This window comes from Aquicoccus porphyridii (genome assembly GCF_008369105.1).
Classification (GTDB): Bacteria; Pseudomonadota; Alphaproteobacteria; order Rhodobacterales; family Rhodobacteraceae; genus Aquicoccus; species Aquicoccus porphyridii.
Map to the genome: position 1 here is coordinate 75,077 of NZ_VINQ01000016.1, position 19,782 is coordinate 94,858.

Here is a 19,782-nt window from a genome sequence, read left to right on the forward strand (position 1 = left end):
GGCGGCGCCGGGCATATGACCTATCCGTGGGAGGCCCCGCCGGAGGAGGGTGAGGCCATCGAGGTGGCGCCCGGCGTTCTGTGGCTGCGCCTGCCGCTGCCGATGGCGCTCGATCATGTCAATATCTACGCGCTGGACGAGGGCGATCACTGGACCATCATCGACACCGGCATGAAGACGGGCCGCACCGAGGCCGTGTGGGAGCGCCTTCTTGACGGCCCGCTCGCGGGCAAGCCGGTGGGCCGGGTCCTGCTGACCCATCACCACCCCGATCACGTCGGCATGGCGGGCTGGTTCGTCGCGCGGGGGGCAGAGCTCTGGACATCGCGCACGGCCTACCTGATGGCGCGGATGCTGATCCTCGACGTCGAAGAGCGCCCGACGACACAGGCCGAGGCGTTCTGGCGCGGCGCGGGCATGGATGCGGCGCATCTTGACAAGCGGATGAGCGAGCGGCCGTTCAATTTCTCCGATATCTGCCATGACCTTCCGGTGGGCTATACGCGGGTGCAGGAGGGCGAGGTGATCCGCATCGGCGGGCGCGACTGGGACGTGCATATGGGCAACGGCCACGCGCCGGAACACATCACGCTCTGGAGCCGCGACGACAACCTCGTGATCGCGGGCGACCAGATCATCAGCTCGATCAGCCCCAATATCGGTGTCTATCCCACCGAACCCGAGGCCGAACCGCTGGGCGAGTGGATGGAAGCCTGTGAGCGGCTGGCCCGATATGCGCGTCCCGATCAACTGGTCCTGTCGGGGCACAAGCTGCCCTTTACCGGCCTGCCGCTACGGCTGCGCCAGTTGCTCGACAATCACCATGGAGCGCTGGCGCGGCTCGAGGCGCATCTCGATCGGCCCCGAGTGGCCTCGGATTGCTTTGCGCCGCTCTTCAAGCGCAGGATCGACGATGGAATCTATGGTATGGCCCTTGTCGAAACGGTCGCGCACCTCAATCATCTGCTCAAGGAGGGGCGCGTGACGCGCACCCGCCGCGCCGACGGGGCGTGGCTCTGGCAGCAAGGGAGGAACGACAATGCAGGACGAGATCAGGACATCGGCTGAAGCCCATGAGGACAGTGCGATACCGCGCCGCCACGAAGTGCATGCCGATCCCGAAACCAAAGCATGCAACGATGTGCCTGAAACGGTCAGGCAAAAGCCGCTCAAGCAGAAAAGCCCCGCCGAATGGGCCTATGAGCGGCTGATCCTCTATATCCAGAATTTCGAGGAACAGCTCGACAACGAACACGAGGTCGCGATGGGCTTTGCCGGGGACAATACCGGGGTGATCCGGATCGAGGGGATGGGGTTTTTCGACCCCGATATCGTGACCTTCTACGGCTCGGACGCGGCCGGCGCGCGCACGCAATTGGTCCAGCATGTCAGCCAGTTGAGCGTGATGCTGCGCGCCCTGCCCCGGCAGGTCGATCGGGACGCGCCACGCCGTATCGGGTTTCGCCTGGCCCAGGATCTCGACAAGGAGAACGAAACCGCGCAATCCGATGACAAGCAAGGGTGACAGGCTCGCGCAAATCCTCTATTCACATCCGCAACATCAGTATCGGAGCGCAAAAATGAGTGAACACAAGCACGGTGAAATGGACATCAAGGTTCAGGAAAAGACCTTTGCAGGGTTCGTGAAATTCATGACCTGGTCAGTCGTCGTGATCATGTTTCTGCTGATTTTCATCGCCATGGTGAACGCCTGATTTCGGGTTCTGATTCTGATCTCCACGTGGGGAACTTTCTGGTATGCGCAAGGTTCTTGCGGCCCTGATCGGGCTTCTTGTTCTGGCGGGCTGCGCCGCTGACCCGGTCTGGGCGCCCGATGAGGCCGTGCAGGCCGCGCAATACCGCCATCCGGGTCCGCCGCGCCTGACCCTGTTCACGATGATCAGCAACGACACCGGGGCGGGCGGGCATACCTCGCTGATGATCAACGCCTCGCAGCGGGTCATCTGGGACCCGTCGGGCACGTTCCATCACGAGACGATCCCCGAACGCAACGACCTGCTTTACGGCATCACCCCGGCGGTGGCGGATGTCTACACGCGCTATCATGCCCGCAAGACATGGCACGTGATCATCCAGGAACTGGATGTCACGCCCGAGGTGGCCGAACGGGCCCTCGCGCTCGCGCAGGGGTATGGCGCCGTGCCGAACGCCTATTGCACCGTTTCCACGAGCGCGATCCTGCGGCAGTTGCCCGGGCTCGACGGCCTCCGGCAGACCATGTTCCCGGTCAAGCTGGCCGATCAATTCCGCAAGATTCCGGGTGTGCGCGAACGGGTGCTGCATGAATATGACAGCGACGACAATTCCCGCGTTCTCGAAGCGTGGGACCCGGCGCGCTTTGCTCGGTCGCAAAAGGCCGGTTGATCCCGGGGCGCGCCCGCCACCGGCATCCGTCACCCGCCTCAGACCTCCTGCACCTCCACGACCCCCGGAAGGCTGCGGATCGCGCCCTTGATCTGCGGGTTGACCGGAAACTCGCGGCCCGCATCGACCTCGACCTCGCCGGGCAGCCCGGGGTTCATCAGGCAGAACCGGATCGGTCCGCGCCCGGCATTGCGGATCTTGTCCCGCGCATCGGCCAGAACATCGGCCACCGCGCGGATCGCGGACTGGTCCTCGACAAAAATCCGCAGGCCCACCGCCCCCGCATCGGCCACCACCGCGTCGATCGGCGCCACCGAACGGCCCAGCAGCTTGAGTTGATCGGCCTCCATCGTCGCCTCGGCGGTGATCACGACCTTTTCGCCCGCCTCAAGGAAATCCCGCGATTTCTCAAGCGTTTCCGAAAACAGCGTCACCTCGTAGGCACCGCTCACATCCGAAAGCTGAACAAAGGCAAAGCGGTTGCCGCGCGCCGACTTGCGTTCCTGCCGCCCGGCGATCACACCGGCCAGCTTTGCCAGATGCGGCCCGGCCTCGGCCTTGGCGCTGACCTCGTCGAGGCTCATCACCCCCTTGCGTTTGAGCACGGCAGCATAATCGTCAAGCGGATGACCCGAGAGATAGAAACCCACCGCGCGGAACTCCTCGCCCAGACGCTCGGCGGGTAGCCAGTCCCCCACCGGCGAGAGCCGCGGCTCGGGCAGATCGTCGCCCGCATCGCCAAAAAGCGACACCTGTTCCGAAGTTTTCTGTTCATGCACCGCCGCCGAATAACCCATCAGCGGCTCAAGCGAATCGAACACACGGCGGCGGTTGCGATCGAGCTCGTCGAACGCCCCGGCCCGGGCCAGCATCTCCAGCGACCGCTTGCCCACCCGCTTGAGATCGACCCGCCGCGCGAAATCGAACAGCGTGGCAAAGGGCTTGTCCTGGCCGTCCACGCGCCGCGCATCGGTGATGAGACGCATCGCCTCGACACCCACGTTCTTGAGCGCGCCCAACGCATAATGCAGCACCTGCCTCTTGACCGTGAACATCGCCTCGGACCGGTTCACGCAGGGCGGCAGCCAGTCAAGCCCCAGCCCCTTTTTCACCTCTTCGAAGTAAACGCCCAGCTTGTCGGTGAGATGGATGTCGCAATTCATCACCCCGGCCATGAATTCCACCGGGTGATTGGCCTTGAGCCAGGCGGTCTGGTAACTCACCACCGCATAGGCCGCCGCGTGGGACTTGTTGAAACCGTAGTTGGCGAACTTGTCGAGCAGGTTCCAGACCTCGAGCGCCTTGGCGTCATCGACGCCGTTTTCCTTGGCGCCCGCGATGAATTTCGGCCGCTCGGCGTCCATTGCCTCCTGGATCTTCTTGCCCATCGCCCGGCGCAGCAGGTCGGCGCCGCCAAGGGAATAGCCCGCCATTTCCTGCGCGATCTGCATCACCTGTTCCTGGTAGACGATGATGCCCTGCGTCTCGTCGAGGATATGATCGACCGAAGGATGCAGGAAATCGCGCTCGCTCAGCCCGTTCTTGACCTCGCAATATTTCGGGATGTTCTCCATCGGGCCGGGCCGGTAAAGCGCCACGAGCGCCACGATATCCTCGATACAGGTGGGCTTCATCCGCTTGAGCGCGTCCATCATGCCCGAGCTTTCCACCTGGAACACCGCCACGGTGCGCGCCCGCGCATAAAGCTCATAAGTCTTCGCGTCATCGAGCGGGATCTGCCCGATATCGTTCTCGGCCCCCGGGAAGGGCTCGTAGATGGTGCTGCCATCGGCGGCCTCGTGCAGGCTGCGCCCCTCACCGTGAATGAGATCCACCGCGTTCTGGATCACGGTCAGCGTCTTGAGGCCGAGGAAGTCGAACTTCACCAGCCCCGCCTGCTCGACCCATTTCATGTTGAACTGCGTCGCGGGCATGTCCGAGCGCGGGTCCTGGTAAAGCGGCACCAGCTCATCGAGCGGTCGGTCGCCGATCACCACCCCCGCGGCATGGGTCGAGGCGTTCCGAAGCAGCCCTTCGAGCTTCATCCCGTAATTCAGCAGCCGGTCCACGACTTCCTCGGCGCGCGCCGCCTCGCGCAGACGGTCTTCCTGCGCCAGCGCCTTCTCGATCGACACCGGCTTGACCCCTTCGACCGGGATCATCTTGCTCAACCGGTCGACCTGGCCATAGGGCATCTGCAGCACGCGGCCCACGTCACGCACGGCGGCCTTGGACAGAAGCGCGCCAAAGGTGATGATCTGCCCCACCTTGTCGCGGCCATAGGTCTCCTGCACATAGCGGATCACCTCTTCGCGGCGGTCCATGCAGAAGTCGATGTCGAAATCGGGCATGCTGACCCGTTCGGGATTCAGAAACCGCTCGAACAGAAGCGAATAGCGCAGCGGGTCAAGGTCGGTAATGGTCAACGCATAGGCGACAAGCGACCCCGCCCCCGACCCACGCCCCGGCCCGACCGGGATGTCCTGCTCCTTGGCCCATTTGATGAAATCGGCCACGATCAGGAAGTAACCGGGAAACCCCATGCCCTCGATGATCCCAAGCTCGAAATCGAGCCGTTTCTCATACTCCTCGACCGGCGCGGCGTGGGGGATGACGGCCAGCCGCGCAGCCAGCCCTTCCTTGGCCTGACGGCGCAGCTCATCGACCTCGTCCTCGGCGAAACGCGGCAGGATCGGATCGCGCCGATACGCCATGAAGGCACAACGTCGCGCAATTTCCACCGTGTTTTCAATCGCCTCTGGCAGATCGGCAAACAGCGTCACCATCTCCTGCGGGCTTTTGAAATAATGCTGCGGCGTCAGGCGGCGGCGCGGCTCGGACTGATCGACATAGGCGCCATCCGCGATACAGATCAGCGCATCATGCGCCTCGTACATCTCGCTTTGCGGGAAATAGACGTCATTCGTCGCCACCAGCGGCAGGTCCATGTCATAGGCCATCTCGACGAAACCGCGCTCGGTCTGCCGTTCGGCCTGTGGAAGCCCGTTTTCGCCCGGGTGGCGCTGCAACTCGACATAAAGCCGGTCGCCGAACATCGCCTTGAGCCGCTCCATCAACGCCCGCGCCGCCGGTCGCTGCCCACCCTGCAAAAGCCGCCCCACCGGCCCCTCGGGCCCACCGGTCAGGCAGATCAGCCCGCCGGAATGGCGCCCAAGCTCGTCCATCGTGACCTGCGCCAACCCGCCATGCTTGTCCACGTAGAGGCAGGAATTGAGCTTCATCAGGTTTTCATACCCGCCCTCGTTCTGCGCCAGCAGAACCACCGGCGCGGGCATCCGCGGCTTTTCCCCCGGCGCAGGTTCGACATAGGCCAGGTCGACCTGACAGCCGATGATCGGCTGCACCCCCGCCCCGCTCAGCGTCACGGAAAATTCCAGCGCCGCGAACATGTTGTTGGTATCGGTCAGCGCCACCGCGGGCATGCGCATCTTCTCGCACAGCCCGGGCAACGACTTGAGCCGCACCGCCCCTTCCAGAAGCGAATATTCGGAATGCACGCGAAGATGGATGAATCGGGGATCACTGCTCATGCCCCGAGACTACCCGCAGCGCGGCGCACGCGAAAGCACCAACCCGGCAGTCACCCGTCAAAAAAACGCCGGGCATCCGCACCCGCACGCCCGGCGCATCACATGGCCGGATCTGTCGCCAACCCGGTGATCCGCCCCCGCCAATAGGGGGCAAATCCCTCGCCTCCGACATAGCCGACCTCGCCGCGCAGGGGCACACGCCGACCGCCAATCATGCCATAATCGTGGAACCGCCCGCGCCAGTCGCGCAAGGTGCTGCGCCCGTCCGGCCCGGTCGCCGGGCGGTCGCGGGCATTCATCTCGACGATGTCCCCGCCGGCATCCAACGTGAAACACACAACCGCGTCGCGTGGCGTCATGGCCAGCCGCGCTTCGATCCGCCCATCTTCCAGCACCCGCCATAGAACCGCACGGTTTGCCAGAATGGCATCCGGCGCCCATGGCAATTCGGCGAGGTAACGCATCGCCTCGCCCCGATCCATCTCGCCGCCCTGCACGCGCGCCACCGGCACCGATCCCATCAGCCGCGCCGCCAGCAAGCCGTGCCCCTCCACGTAACTGTCGATCACCCGCAGGCTCACCAGCGGTCCGCGCATCTGCCACGCCTCCCAGACAAAGCCGGGGGTCGCAACGCCGATCACCTGTCGCGCCGTGATCGGTTGCCATCCCTTGCCCGGCGCCAGTGTCATTTCCGCCGCTTGCGTCAAGTGCAACGCAGGCGCCAAAGGGGGGGTCCCGCCGGTGCCACGCAGGCCCAGCGCGGCAACGGCCTGGGGAAGATCGTCGCGTATCCCGTCCGGCGCGGGCCCTGCCACGACCCTCCCGACCAGCGCCGCCGCTTCCTCGCGAAATCGCCGCGCGGCCCAAAGGTGCAACGCACCCAACACCGCCAGCCCGCCAACGATACCTGTCACCACCATCATCATGTCAGCCCCTGCTACCACTCCCGGGAAAGCCTGCCTCTTTCGCGTGCATCCCGTCGAATTGTATGCGTTTATCGCACAACATCGAAAATATCGCCTTGATTATCTACACATCATTGAAAGACTTTATGGGCGCCACGGCGAATCCCTGCTTGCGCGAATCCGGGTAAACCCGTTTTCTTATTGTCACAAACAGGGGGGCGCAGGCCCGAAGAATGAAACAAACGCAACCAGCGCGCGTTCCAGCGGCGCGCCAGGGGGAAACCGCGTGACAGGGACGTTGCTTTCGATCAAGGGTCTGACCAAGGCCTATCCCGGCGTCGTGGCCAATGATACTGTCTCCCTTGATATCGGCACGGGCGAGATTCACGCGCTTCTGGGCGAGAACGGGGCCGGCAAATCGACCCTGGTCAAGATGATCTATGGCCTCGTCAAACCCGATGGCGGTACGATGCAGATGCGCGGCGCGCCCTTCGCCCCGCCCGAGCCGCGCTCGGCCCGCGCCGCGGGTGTCGCCATGGTGTTCCAGCATTTTTCGCTGTTCGACGCGCTCGACGTGTCCGAGAATATCGCTCTCGGGATGGAAAACCCGCCCCCCCTGCGCGACCTCGCCGCGCGCATCCGAACCGTGTCCGAGGATTATGGCCTGCCGCTCGATCCTTACCGCACCGTCGGGGGGCTCTCGGCCGGCGAACGCCAGCGGGTCGAGATCATCCGCTGCCTGTTGCAGGACCCCAAGCTCCTGATCATGGACGAACCGACTAGCGTTCTCACCCCGCAAGAGGTTGGAATCCTGTTCGAAACCCTCAACAAGCTGCGCAGCGAAGGCACCTCGATCCTCTATATCAGTCACAAGCTCGAAGAGATCCGCACGCTCTGCGACACCGCGACGATCCTGCGGCTGGGCAAGAACGTGGGTACCTGCGACCCGCGCGAAACAACCGCGCGCCAGATGGCCGAAATGATGGTCGGCAGCGAATTGCAGACCCCGAAAGGCACCGGCGCGACGCCGGGCGCGGCGGTGCTTGATGTCTCGGGGCTCTCGCTGCCTGCGCCCACGAGGTTCGGCACCGCGCTCAAGAACGTGCATCTGCGGCTGCACATGGGCGAGGTTCTGGGCATCGGCGGGGTCGCGGGCAACGGTCAGGACGAACTTCTCGCCGCGCTTTCGGGCGAAATGCGTGCCGCCCCCGACGCGATCCGCCTCAAGGGGCAGGATATCGGCCATCTCGGCCCCACTGCGCGCCGCCGCCGCGGCCTGCTGGCGGCGCCCGAGGAACGGCTCGGCCATGCCGCCGCCCCCGACATGAGCCTGACCGAGAACGCGCTGCTCACTGGCGCGGTGCGCGAGGGGCTGACCGCCAATGGTTTTCTCAAATGGGGCAAGGCGCGGAGCTTTGCCGAAAGGATCATCGAAACCTTCGATGTCCGCACGCCCGGCCCCGACAACGCCGCGCGCTCGCTTTCGGGTGGAAATCTCCAGAAATTCGTCATCGGCCGCGAAGTGCTTCAGCGCCCCGAGGTTCTCGTGGTGAACCAGCCGACATGGGGCGTCGACGCCTCGGCCGCCGCCGCGATCCGCCAAGCGCTGCTCGATCTGGCCGGGAACGGCACCGCCGTGCTGGTGATTTCCCAGGATCTCGACGAATTGATGGAGGTGGCCGATCATTTCGCCGCGCTCAACGAAGGGCGGCTGACCGACACCCGCCGCACCGGCGATCTCACGATCGAGGAGATCGGGCTGATGATGGGCGGCGCGCATGACGGGATGGGGATCGCTCATGCTGAGGCTTGAAAAGCGCCCCCAGCCCAGCCGGGTGTTCGCCTATCTCACGCCGGTCCTGGCTGTCATCATCACCATGATCGCGGGCGGAATGCTTTTTGCCGCGCTGGGCAAGAACCCGGTCGAGGCGATCCGCACCATCTTCTGGGATCCGCTCTTTGGCGAGTTTGCTTTCTATTATCGCCCGCAATTGCTGGTCAAAGGCGGGCCGCTCATCCTCATCGCCATCGGGCTTTCGCTGGGCTTTCGCGCCGGTATCTGGAACATCGGCGCCGAGGGGCAATATATCGTGGGCGCGCTGTGCGGCGCGGCGGTGGCGCTGGCCTTCTACCCGCTCGAGGCGTGGTATATCTTCCCGCTGATGATCCTCGCGGGCGCGTTGGGCGGGATGCTCTGGGCGATGGTCCCGGCACTTCTCAAGGTAAAGTTCGGCACCAATGAAATCCTCGTTTCGCTGATGCTGGTCTACGTGGCCGAGAACCTGCTGGCCGCGATGGCGCTGGGGCGCATGAAAAACCCCGAAGGCCACGGGTTTCCCGGGTCGCGCAACCTCAAGGATTACCCCTCTGCCTTCAATGACGAGATCATCACCGGATCGGGCATGCATTGGGGGGTACTCACCGCCTTTCTGGCCGTGATCTTCGCCTATGTTCTGCTCAACCGGCACATGCTCGGCTTTTCCATCCGCCTCACCGGAGAGGCGCCGCGCGCCGCGCGGTTTTCCGGCGTCAACCCGACCCGGATCATCCTTTTCTGCCTTGGCATTTCCGGCCTGATGGCGGGCCTTGCGGGCATGTTCGAGGTCTCGGGCCCCTCGGGCCAGGTCAGCATCGACTTCAACGTGGGTTACGGGTTTACCGCCATTATCGTCGCCTTTCTCGGACGGCTGCACCCGGTCGGCATCCTGCTGGCGGGCCTGTTGATGGCGCTCACCTATATCGGCGGCGAGATCGCGCAGGGCAATCTCGGCCTGCCCTCGGCCGCGATCCAGCTTTTCCAGGGGATGCTGCTCTTCTTCCTGCTGGCGGTGGATCTCTTGACCAATTACCGCATCCGCTTTGTCAGACGCGAGGCCGCATGATGGACCTGTCCTCGATCACACCGGCCCTGCTGCTGGCCTCGCTCATGGTGGCAGCCACGCCGATCCTGCTCGCCGGGATCGGAGAGCTGGTCGTCGAACGTGCGGGGGTTCTCAACCTCGGGGTCGAGGGGATGATGATCACCGGCGCGATCTGCGGTTTCGCCGTCACCATCGAAACCGGCTCGCCGCTCATGGGCTTTGTCGCGGCGGCGGCGGGGGGCGCCGGGCTGGCACTGCTCTTCGGGGCACTCACCCAGGTCGCGCTGGCCAACCAGGTGGCTTCGGGCCTTGCGCTCACGCTTTTCGGGCTGGGGCTGTCATCGCTTCTGGGACAGGATTACGTGGGCCTCAAACCGGTCCAGACCCCGGCCTTCAAGATCCCGCTCCTGTCGGACATCCCGTTCCTGGGGCGCGTTCTCTTTTCCCATGACCTGATGGTCTATTTCGGGCTCGGGCTGGTGGCCGCGGTCTGGGCGCTCCTGAAATACTCCCGCGCCGGGCTGATCCTGCGCGCGGTGGGCGAAAACCACGACGCCGCCCATGCGCTCGGCTACAAGGTGGTGCGCATCCGCATCCTCGCCATCATGTTCGGCGGCGCCTGCGCCGGGCTGGGCGGCGCCTATATCAGCCTCATCCGCGTGCCCCAATGGACCGAGGGCATGACCTCGGGCGCCGGCTGGATCGCGCTCGCACTCGTCGTCTTTGCAAGCTGGAAACCGGGCCGCGTGTTGCTCGGTGCCTGGCTTTTCGGCGGAGTCACCGTGCTGCAACTCAATTTACAGGCCGCAGGGCTTGCCATTCCGGTCGAATATCTGTCCATGTCACCCTATCTGATCACCATCCTCGTGCTGGTCATCATGTCAGCGGACAAAAGCCGCGCACCCGCGTCTCTTGGCCGTATCTTCCACGCCTCGGGCTGATCGGTCCGGGGATGCTGCCAACTCGAACCAAGAGGGAGTCACAATCATGAAACTCACGCATATCCTTGCCAGTGCCGCCATGGCGCTTGGCCTTGCCACCACCGCGGTGGCACAGGACAAGACCAAGGTCGGCTTTATCTATGTCGGCCCCGTCGGCGACGGCGGCTGGACCTATGAACACGACCAGGCCCGCAAGGCCGTGGTCGAGCATTTCGGCGACAAGGTCGAAACCGTCTACCAGGAAAGCGTGCCCGAAGGCGCCGACGCCGAACGCGCGATCACCCAGATGGCGCTGCAAGGCGCCGACCTGATCTTCACCACCTCGTTCGGCTACATGGACGCCACCATCAACGTGGCCAAGAAGTTCCCCGATGTGAAATTCGAACATGCCACCGGCTACAAGACCGCTGAAAACGTCTCGGTCTATTCCGCCCGTTTCTACGAAGGGCGCGCCATCCAGGGCCATATCGCCGGCAGCATGACGCAATCGAACATCATCGGCTATATCGCCTCCTTCCCGATCCCCGAGGTCATCCGCGGCATCAACTCGGCCTATATCCACGCCAAGAAGGTCAACCCCGATGTCGAGTTCAAGATCATCTGGGCCTATACATGGTTCGACCCGGCGAAAGAGGCCGACGCGGCCAAGGTGCTGATCGAACAGGGCGCTGACGTGATCCTGCAACACACCGACTCGACCGCACCGCTCGCCGCCGCACAGAACGCGGGCAACGTGATCGGCTTCGGACAGGCATCCGACATGGCCGAATACAAACCCAGCCCGCGGGTATCTTCGATCATCGACAACTGGGCGCCCTACTACATCGACCGGGTGCAGGCGCTGATGGACGGCACCTGGGAAACCAAGGACACGTGGGATGGCATCGGCCCCGGCATGGTCGGCATCGGCGAGATCACCGACGTGGTTCCGGAAGATGTGAAGGCCGAGGCGCTGGCGCTGAAAGAGACGATCGCGAACGGCGAATACCACCCCTTCACCGGCCCGCTGAACAAGCAGGACGGCACGCCCTGGCTCGCCGAAGGCGAAGTGGCCGATGACGGCACGCTGCTGGGCATGAATTTCTATGTCGAAGGCCTGACCGGCGAAATCCCGCAGTAAGCGATCTTTCTGCAAAGAATATGGAAAAGGCCCCGCCGTCGCGCGGGGCCTTTTTCTTGGCGGTGACCGGGCTGTGAAACCGCACAGGTCCATCCCCCCGCGAAATGGCCAGCTCAATCCCAAGTGAGCGCAGCGCCTTTGCACTTTGGCCGCCGGAGCATCAGGGGACGCAGTATAGCCACCTTACGATGAAGGGATCACAGCCTCGAAATGCCTTATTGCTTTCTCGAACTTGTCACGGCACCCGCTGTTGCAGAAGCCTACGACATGTCCGTGGTAAACCGTGAGCGAGTCCGCCGAGACAGGCTTCCCCGACCAGGGGCATGTCGTATTGATACAATCTTCGATGTTCAGTTCGCTCATTTTGTCAGCCCTCCTGCCATGACATCAAAACGGTTGGACGAGTTACTAACTTACGGCACCCACAATCCACAACGCGGTCGATGCCTGAAGAGGGCAGGACCGTATCACAAGCCCAAGATCCTGCGCCAATCCGTCAAATACCCGGAAAGCCCCGCAAGGCCGCCCATCTTCACCATCTAGTCCCCGAGGTGGAACCCCTGGAATTCCTTCACGGTCGACAGGCTCAGAAGCGTCTTCATCTGGGTGACCGAGGGGATTTCCGACAGCCGGTCACGATAGAGCTTTTCATAATCCTCGGTCGAGCGGGCGGCGACGCGGATCAGGTAATCGAACTCGCCCGAGATCAGGTGACATTCCAGAACCTCGTCCATCTCGCGGATCGCCGCCTCGAACGCACGGATGTTTTCCTTGCGCTGGGATTCGAGCTTGATCTCGATGAAGACCTGGAACTCCAGCCCCACCGCGCGCCGGTTGAGCCGTGCGGCGTAGTGCGAAATCTTGCCGTCGCCTTCGAGGTTCTTGACCCGCCGGTGACAGGCCGAGAGCGACAGCCCGACACGCTCGGACAACCGTGCCATCGAGATTTGCCCGTCACGCTGCAATATGGAAAGTATCTTCCTATCAATCCGATCCATCGTAAATTTTTCCCAATTTCCGACATATATTCGATTATCTTGCAAAATTTTTCGACTATTGCGCAAGCTTAGGATTTTTTCTCTCGCCGACCCGTCTAGTCTGAACCTGCGTCAAAACGGCGCATGCAACCCCAGGAAACCCTCGAAGGAGGATAAGATGAGCAATATCTTCGTCGTCGGCTACGACGACAGCGATACGGCGCGCCGGGCGCTCGATTTCGCAGTATCCCGGGCCAAGGCCCAGGGCGGCGAGATCATCGTCGCGCATGTTCTGGAATGGTCGCCCTATTCCTTTCTGTCGCCGACAGAACTGGAAGAGCGTCACAAACGTCGCCAGCAAGAGCTCGAACGCGCCGAAAGCGCGATTCTCGCACCGGTCCTCAAAGATCTGGAAAAGAGCGGCGTCAAAGCCACCGGCGCGATGCGCTATGGTCAGATCGCCGACACGATCTGCGCCATCGCACGCGACGAAAAGGCCGATCAGATCATCGTCGGTCGCCATGGCGAAGGCGGGTTGGCACAGCGGGTCTTCGGTTCGGTCGCGGGCACGTTGACCCAGATCGCACCGGTGCCCTGCACCATCGTGCCATAATCAAGCTCAACAGGGACAGAAACCATGATAACCAAGCTCACCCGCGCCACTTTCGGCGCCTTGGCCTTTACCGGTCTCGCCGCGCCAGCCGCGGCACAATCCATCGACGAGACGGTCAACCAAATCTTTTCCGACTCCACCGGCTGGTTCGTCAATCTCATCTTCTCCAACTTCCCCGGCACGTCCTTTCCATGGATCGTGGGCTGGCTGGTGATCGGTGCGACGGTCTTCACGCTCTATTTCGGCTTTATCCAGTTCCGCGTGATCCGCCACTCCATCGCCCTGGTCAAAGGCGACTATTCCGATCCCAAGAATGCCGGTGAGGTCAGCCACTTCCAGGCGCTGGCCACGGCGCTTTCGGGCACGGTCGGGCTCGGCAATATCGCCGGTGTGGCGGTTGCCATCGGCATCGGCGGGCCGGGGGCCACGTTCTGGATGATCCTTGCCGGTCTGATGGGCATGGCCTCGAAATTCACCGAATGTACGCTCGGTGTGAAATACCGCAATGAATATGCCGACGGGCGCGTTTCCGGCGGGCCGATGTATTACCTGACCAAGGGGTTCGCCGAACGCGGGCTGCCGGGGGGCAAGGTGCTCGCCGTGCTGTTCTCGATCTTCTGTATCCTCGGCGCGCTCGGTGGCGGCAACATGTTCCAGGCCAACCAGGCACATCAGCAGATCACCGGCGTGGTCGGGCAATATCCCGGCTGGATCACCGGCTTTGTCTTTGCCGGTCTCGTCTTCGCCGTGATCATCGGCGGGATCAAGTCGATCGCCAAGGTCACGGAAAAGGTCGTGCCGTTCATGGGCGTCCTCTACGTGGGCACCGCGCTCATCATCATCGCGATGAACTATCACCTGATCGGCTGGGCCTTCGGCCAGATCTTTGCCGGCGCCTTCACCGGGCTCGGTGTCGCGGGCGGCATGGTCGGCGCGCTGATCCAGGGCTTCAAGCGGGCGGCCTTCTCGAACGAGGCTGGCGTCGGCTCGGCGGCAATCGCCCACTCGGCGGTCCGGACCAACGAGCCGATCACCGAAGGGTTCGTCTCGCTCCTGGAACCGTTCATCGACACGGTGGTGGTCTGCACCATGACCGCGCTGGTGATCATCATCACCCAGCAACTGGTGACCGACCCCGCAACCGGGCTTTACCTGCTCAACGAGGCGGGCACCTCCGTGCGCACCATCGGCGATACCTCGGGCGTGGGCCTGACCTCGGCCGCCTTCGGAAGCGCGATCAGCTGGTTCCCCTACGTGCTGGCACTTGCGGTGGTGCTCTTCGCCTTCTCGACGATGATCACCTGGTCCTATTACGGCCTCAAGGCCTGGACCTACCTCTTCGGCGAGGGCGACACCAAGGAACTGGTGTTCAAGGTGATCTTCTGCATCTTCGTGGTGATCGGCGCGGCGGCACAGCTTGGCCCGGTGATCGACTTCTCGGACGCGGCAATCTTTGCCATGGCGGTGGTCAACATCATCGGCCTCTACTTCCTGATGCCGATCGTCAAGCGCGAGCTCGACAGCTATCTCGGCCGGTTGAAATCGGGCGAGATCAAGAAGTTCCAGTAGCCCGCCCGACCGGGCAACACGAAGCGATCGAAAGGGGCCGGCCCATACCGGCCCCTTTCCCTTTGGCCCCTTTCTCAACGCCGCCATTCGTGGCAGGTTGAGGGCATGAAAACACTCGCCTCATCCGACGGAACCCCGATCTCCCGCTTTGCCTTCGGCACGATGCAGTTCGGCGGCGCGGCGGATGAGCGCGCCTCGGCCGCCATGTTCCGGGCCGCGATCGCTGCCGGGATCAACCATTTCGACACCGCGCATATCTATACCAACGGAAATTCCGAAAAGATCCTCGCCCCGCTTGTCAAACCGCTGCGCGCGGGCCTCGTGATCGCGACCAAGGTGGGCTATGCCGACGGCACGCCCCCCGCGAAACTGCGCAGCGATTTCGAGGTGTCGCTGGCCCGGCTCGGGATCGAGACGGTCGACATCCTCTATCTGCACCGCCACGATGCCCAAACCCCGCTCGAAGATCAGCTCGAAATGCTGGCCCGGCTCAAGGACGAGGGCAAGATCCGCTATGTCGGCCTGTCGAACTTTGCCGCATGGCAGGTCATGAAGGCCGATGCGATCCTGCGCACGATGGGGCACCGCGTCGATATCGTCCAGCCGATGTATAACCTCGTCAAACGCCAGGCCGAGGTCGAGATCCTGCCGATGTGCGCGGCCGAGGGCATCGCCTGCGCACCCTATTCGCCGCTGGGCGGTGGGCTTCTGACCGGCAAATACGCCGACCCGGACGAAAAACCGGCCAAGGGGCGGCTGACCGAAGACCGGCGCTATGCCGCGCGCTACGCCCCCGAATTCATGCACACCGCCGCGCGCGAGCTGCGCGAGATCGCCGAAGAGATCGGCGCGCATCCCGCCACGCTCGCCGCCGCGTGGGTCGCGCGCCACCCGGCCGCGCCCATGCCGATCCTGTCGGCGCGCTCGCCCGATCAGCTTGCCCCCTCACTCGCCGCCATCGCGTTCGAGATGGATGATGCCCTTTATGCGCGGCTTTCGGCGCTCGCCCCCGCGCCGCCCCCCGCAACCGACCGGATCGAGGAAACATGAGCGATATTCTTATCATCGGTGGCGGCATCGCGGGTCTTTCCGCCGGTGCCCAGCTTGCCCCGCATATGAATGTCACCGTGATCGAGGCCGAAGAGGCGCTGGCCTTTCACGCCTCGGGCCGCTCGGCCGCGCTCTTCGAGCCGCATTACGGCCCGCCCACCACCGTGCAGCTCAGCCTTGCCAGTTCCGATTTCTACATCGGCGGCGACATGCGCTATTGCCGCCCGCGCGGTGTGCTCTTCCTCGCCCGCGCCGATGAACGCGCGGCGTTCGAAAAGGATTGCGCGGTGATGGATCTCGACGAGATCACCGTCGATCAGGCCCGCGCGCTGGTGCCCATCGTCAACCCCGACACGGTCGCCTTTGCCGCCCATGCCGACCGCGCGCATGACATCGACACCGACCTGCTGATCCAGGACTGCGCCCGCGAGATCAGGACCAATGGCGGCGCGATCCACCTCAAATCGCGCATCGCCGCCATCACCCGCCACGGCGAGACATGGCAGGTCACGACCGAAACCGGCGAGACCCATTCCGCGCCGCTCCTGCTCAACGCCGCCGGGCCATGGGCGGGCCAGGTGGCCGAGATGGCCGGGCTCTCGCCCATCGGCTTCACCCCCTGCCGCCGCTCTATGGCGCGCATCCCGGCGCCGGGCGGGCATGACGTTTCGGACTGGCCGATGTTCTTTGGCACGGACGAGCGCTGGTATGCCAAGCCCGACGCGGGCCAGCTCATCGTCTCGCCCTCCGAGGAGGAACCGAGCACCCCGCATGACGCATGGGCCGACGACATGGTGCTGGCCGAAGGCTTGGCGCGTTACGAGGAAATGGTGAGCGAACCCGTCACCCGCGTCACCGCCAACTGGGCCGGGCTGCGCACCTTTTCCCCCGATCGCAAGATGGTGCTGGGCCAGTCGCCGGAGCACCCGGCCTTCTTCTGGTCCGCCGGTCAGGGCGGTTACGGCTTCCAGACCGCTCCGGCGGTGAGCCAGTTGGTGGCCGACCTGATCCTCGGGCGCACGCCCGCGCTCGACGCCGACCTTGTCGCCGCGCTCTCCCCGGCGCGTTTCGCCTGAGGCAAGTATCGGATTTTTGAGTATTTTTCCCAAGAAAGAGACAGATGCGCCCATGCCCCGCCGCCTGACCCTGCCCGACAGCGCCGCCATCGCCAATGCCGCCGAAGGGGCCAAGCTCGCGGCGCCCTCGGCCGCGCGCAATGCCGATGCGATCTGCGCCGTGCTGGCCGATATCGCCCCCGGGGCGGGCCGCGCGCTCGAACTCGCAAGCGGCACCGGGCAGCATGCCGTCGCACTGGCGCGGGCGCTGCCGGGGCTCGCGTGGCAACCCTCCGAGATCGACCCCGCCCGCCGCGCCAGTATCGACGCCTACATGGCCGAGGCGCGCTTGCCCAACCTCGCCCCCGCCATCGACCTTGACGCCACCACGCCCGGCTGGGCGGCGGCGCAGGCCGGGCAGGATCTGATCGTCGTGGTGAATCTCCTGCACCTCGTCTCAGAACCCGAGGCGCGGGTGCTGATCACCGAGGCCGCAAAGGCGCTGGCCCCCGGCGGCATGTTCGCGATCTACGGCCCCTTCCTGCGCGATGGCGAGGCCACGTCAGAGGGCGACGCGCGGTTTCATGCCTCGCTCACCACCCAGGACCCCGAGATCGGATACAAGGATGACTGGGACGTGATCGACTGGCTTCAGGGCGCGTGGCTCGACATGGCGCATGTGGTCGAGATGCCCGCCAACAACCTGCTCCTGGCCGCGCGCAAACCGGGATGACCCGCGCCGCGTTCCGTCACGGAAGACCCGCCACTTGATACGGATCAAGGCCGCGCGCCCGACGCCATGCTTTTTGCCACCTATCGATATGCGAGGAGCAGAATATGTCCTGGAAAGACACGATCACCGAGACCCGCAACAACCTGCGCGAACTCAACAAGGCCATCCCCGAGGCGACCAGGGGCTTTGCCGGGCTCTCGCAGGCGGTCAAGGAAAACGGCGCGCTGAGTTTCAAGGAAAAGGAATACGTCGCGCTGGGCATCGCCGTCGCCACCCATTGCACGCCCTGCATCGCCTTTCACGTCGAGGCGCTGGTCAAGGCCGGTGCCACCCGCGACGAGGTGGCCGACGTGCTGGCCATGTGCATCCAGATGGCCGGCGGGCCGGGCCTCATGATCTCGGCCGAGGCGCTGGCGATCTATGACGAGCTTGCCGCCGCCTGATATGCGAGGCAAAGGGAGGCCGGGTTCCGCGCAATCGCGCGACCGTGGCACAGCAGGCTTGCCAAACCCCGGCCCGTTGCGCTCTGGTAGGTCCGAGAGTCCGTATCGGAGCCCGCCATGTCCCAGATCACCCGCCGCAGCCTCGCGCTTGGCCTGCCGATGCTCGCGCTTGCTGGCTGTGGCACGGACCGGCCGGTGCCCGCCACATCCGGCACGATACGTGCCCCACGCCTGACCCCGCCGCGCCTCGGCGACAGCGACCCGGTCAGCTTTGCGGCCCCCGCGCCCGACCGTTACGCGGTCCACGGCATCGACGTGGCGCGATTCCAGGGGCCGCTCGATTGGCGACAGGCGCGCGCGGCAGGCGTCAATTTCGCCTTCATCAAGGCGACCGAGGGCGGCGACCTGCTCGACCCGATGTTTGCCGACCACTGGCGCGGCGCGGGGCGCGCAGGGGTCGCGCGCGGGGCCTATCATTTCTATTATTTCTGCACCCCGCCCGAGGTGCAGGCGCGCTGGTTCATCCGCAACGTGCCCCGGACGCGCGGCATGCTGCCCCCGGTCCTCGACATGGAATGGAACCCGTTCTCGCCCACCTGCACCAAGCGCCCACCCGGGGCCGAAGTGCGGCGGCAGGCGAGGATTTTCCTCGCCGCGCTGGAACGGCACTATGGCCAGCGCCCGATCGTCTATACCACGCCCGAGTTCTACCGACAGAACGACATGGGCCGCCTCAACGAGGAATTCTGGCTCCGCGCCACCGCGAAGAACGTGACCGAGGTCTATCCCGGCCAGAGCTGGCGCTTCTGGCAATACACCGCCACCGGCATTGTCCCGGGGAGCGAGGGGGCCACCGATCTCAACGCGTTCAACGGCTCGGCGGCGCAGTGGCAGGCGTGGCTTGAGAGAAGGCAGGTGTGAGCCAGATAATATAATCCGAGTCAATCTTTGCAGCACTTTAATCCTGTGTCCGTAATGCGGAATCAGGTGATCATCAGTTCATCAAAGATGTGTTGGTCGTTGAGAACGCACTTCTATATGCCCGCCATGCGGTAAACGGTGCAATCGCCACCGCCGCAACCGCAACAAACCTAGCCGCCTCAGCGATTCCTTGTTGTCCGTTGGTCACCTCAACAAAGAACAGTGCGGCCAAGACGGCTGTCGCAAATCCGGCCAGACGAACCCTTACTGCGGGAGGATAGGAATTTCTCAGCAATCTTGAAACGCCGTAAAAAGCGAACGCGGAGGGGATAAACCAAACCAAAAAATAAAACGGGATCAAAAAGATGCTTCCGAACAAAAAGTTAGCAGGAACTATGACGATTGCCCGAAAGTCACCTTCCGCAATAGCGACAACAGCGCCTGCACTCACCCCTCCAAAGAATACACTACCAAGCATCGTTATCAGGACAAAACCCACGAAACGCATTCTGCCTACCTTCAGTCTTGTCCGCGCAAGCCAACACTAGTTCAAACGCCGAGAGGATAGACCTGCATTATTGCCAAGGTCAATCAGTGACAGCCAGAGCCCCCAACCGCCAAGGGCCGAGAGCATCCCCCCCGGCCCTTGCAACATCTT

19 protein-coding genes are annotated in these 19,782 nt (G+C 63.9%); 15 read left to right on the forward strand and 4 right to left on the reverse strand.

The window, feature by feature from the left end; genetic code table 11:
* The first annotated feature begins 15 nt into the window (after positions 1-15).
* The 4 genes from FLO80_RS17190 to FLO80_RS17205 are packed head-to-tail and all read left to right on the forward strand — an operon-like array spanning position 16 to position 2,385.
* Positions 16-1,068: an MBL fold metallo-hydrolase gene (locus tag FLO80_RS17190; protein WP_246156716.1), complete on the forward strand. Its 1,053-nt coding sequence runs from the start codon at positions 16-18 to the stop codon at positions 1,066-1,068.
* Positions 1,040-1,525, forward strand: coding sequence for a DUF6173 family protein (locus FLO80_RS17195; protein WP_111366971.1), 486 nt, complete (start codon positions 1,040-1,042; stop codon positions 1,523-1,525). Before FLO80_RS17190 ends, FLO80_RS17195 begins: the two co-directional genes overlap by 29 nt.
* A 55-nt stretch (positions 1,526-1,580) precedes the next feature.
* Entirely contained in the window at positions 1,581-1,715 is a 135-nt protein-coding gene (locus FLO80_RS17200) for an aa3-type cytochrome c oxidase subunit IV (protein WP_111367464.1), read from the forward strand.
* Positions 1,716-1,758: 43 nt separating this feature from the next.
* Complete coding sequence (locus FLO80_RS17205; protein ID WP_111366969.1) at positions 1,759-2,385, forward strand: hypothetical protein; 627 nt, start codon at positions 1,759-1,761, stop codon at positions 2,383-2,385.
* A gap of 38 nt (positions 2,386-2,423) precedes the next feature.
* Here the strand turns inward: FLO80_RS17205 and dnaE are convergent, their stop codons facing one another.
* Together dnaE and FLO80_RS17215 are read right to left on the reverse strand one after the other, a co-directional pair.
* Complete coding sequence (gene dnaE / locus FLO80_RS17210; protein WP_111366967.1) at positions 2,424-5,936, reverse strand: DNA polymerase III subunit alpha; 3,513 nt, start codon at positions 5,934-5,936, stop codon at positions 2,424-2,426.
* Positions 5,937-6,034: 98 nt separating this feature from the next.
* Positions 6,035-6,862 (reverse strand): DUF6544 family protein, encoded by an 828-nt coding sequence (locus FLO80_RS17215; RefSeq protein ID WP_111366965.1) that lies wholly within the window; start codon positions 6,860-6,862, stop codon positions 6,035-6,037.
* 265 nt (positions 6,863-7,127) lie between these two features.
* Between FLO80_RS17215 and FLO80_RS17220 the strand changes: the two genes are divergently transcribed.
* From FLO80_RS17220 to FLO80_RS17235, 4 genes are read left to right on the forward strand one after another with little or no spacing between them, the layout of a single operon-like run.
* Complete coding sequence (locus tag FLO80_RS17220; RefSeq protein ID WP_111367462.1) at positions 7,128-8,654, forward strand: ABC transporter ATP-binding protein; 1,527 nt, start codon at positions 7,128-7,130, stop codon at positions 8,652-8,654.
* On the forward strand, positions 8,641-9,723 hold the full coding sequence (locus FLO80_RS17225; protein ID WP_111367460.1) for an ABC transporter permease: 1,083 nt from the start codon (positions 8,641-8,643) through the stop codon (positions 9,721-9,723). Before FLO80_RS17220 ends, FLO80_RS17225 begins: the two co-directional genes overlap by 14 nt.
* Positions 9,723-10,643, forward strand: a complete 921-nt coding sequence (locus FLO80_RS17230; RefSeq protein WP_111366963.1) for an ABC transporter permease — start codon at positions 9,723-9,725, stop codon at positions 10,641-10,643. The genes FLO80_RS17225 and FLO80_RS17230 overlap by 1 nt, the downstream gene beginning before the upstream one ends.
* Positions 10,644-10,689: 46 nt before the next feature.
* Positions 10,690-11,763: a BMP family ABC transporter substrate-binding protein gene (locus FLO80_RS17235; protein ID WP_111366960.1), complete on the forward strand. Its 1,074-nt coding sequence runs from the start codon at positions 10,690-10,692 to the stop codon at positions 11,761-11,763.
* Between the two features lie 539 nt (positions 11,764-12,302).
* Here the strand turns inward: FLO80_RS17235 and FLO80_RS17245 are convergent.
* Positions 12,303-12,761 carry an Lrp/AsnC family transcriptional regulator gene (locus FLO80_RS17245; protein WP_111366954.1) on the reverse strand — a complete coding sequence of 153 codons (459 nt, stop codon included), beginning with the start codon at positions 12,759-12,761 and terminating at the stop codon, positions 12,303-12,305.
* Positions 12,762-12,918: 157 nt separating this feature from the next.
* Here FLO80_RS17245 and FLO80_RS17250 point away from each other — a divergent pair, with 157 nt between their 5' ends.
* The 7 genes from FLO80_RS17250 to FLO80_RS17280 all read left to right on the forward strand — a co-directional run bounded on the left by FLO80_RS17250 (position 12,919) and on the right by FLO80_RS17280 (position 19,124).
* Positions 12,919-13,353 (forward strand): universal stress protein, encoded by a 435-nt coding sequence (locus FLO80_RS17250; RefSeq protein ID WP_111366952.1) that lies wholly within the window; start codon positions 12,919-12,921, stop codon positions 13,351-13,353.
* Positions 13,354-13,377: 24 nt separating this feature from the next.
* Positions 13,378-14,922, forward strand: a complete 1,545-nt coding sequence (locus tag FLO80_RS17255) for an alanine/glycine:cation symporter family protein (protein ID WP_111366949.1) — start codon at positions 13,378-13,380, stop codon at positions 14,920-14,922.
* Positions 14,923-15,027: 105 nt separating this feature from the next.
* Positions 15,028-15,972 (forward strand): aldo/keto reductase, encoded by a 945-nt coding sequence (locus FLO80_RS17260; protein ID WP_111366947.1) that lies wholly within the window; start codon positions 15,028-15,030, stop codon positions 15,970-15,972.
* Positions 15,969-17,048 carry an NAD(P)/FAD-dependent oxidoreductase gene (locus FLO80_RS17265; RefSeq protein ID WP_111366943.1) on the forward strand — a complete coding sequence of 360 codons (1,080 nt, stop codon included), beginning with the start codon at positions 15,969-15,971 and terminating at the stop codon, positions 17,046-17,048. The genes FLO80_RS17260 and FLO80_RS17265 overlap by 4 nt, the downstream gene beginning before the upstream one ends.
* Before the next feature lie 52 nt (positions 17,049-17,100).
* On the forward strand, positions 17,101-17,760 hold the full coding sequence (locus FLO80_RS17270) for a DUF938 domain-containing protein (RefSeq protein ID WP_111367458.1): 660 nt from the start codon (positions 17,101-17,103) through the stop codon (positions 17,758-17,760).
* Between the two features lie 104 nt (positions 17,761-17,864).
* Positions 17,865-18,203: a carboxymuconolactone decarboxylase family protein gene (locus tag FLO80_RS17275; RefSeq protein ID WP_111366940.1), complete on the forward strand. Its 339-nt coding sequence runs from the start codon at positions 17,865-17,867 to the stop codon at positions 18,201-18,203.
* A 117-nt stretch (positions 18,204-18,320) separates the two neighbouring features.
* Entirely contained in the window at positions 18,321-19,124 is an 804-nt protein-coding gene (locus FLO80_RS17280) for a glycoside hydrolase family 25 protein (protein ID WP_111366938.1), read from the forward strand.
* A 73-nt stretch (positions 19,125-19,197) separates the two neighbouring features.
* On the opposite strand, the gene FLO80_RS17285 is transcribed toward FLO80_RS17280, so the two are convergent.
* Entirely contained in the window at positions 19,198-19,632 is a 435-nt protein-coding gene (locus FLO80_RS17285) for a hypothetical protein (protein ID WP_111366935.1), read from the reverse strand.
* Between the last annotated feature and the right edge of the window lie 150 nt (positions 19,633-19,782).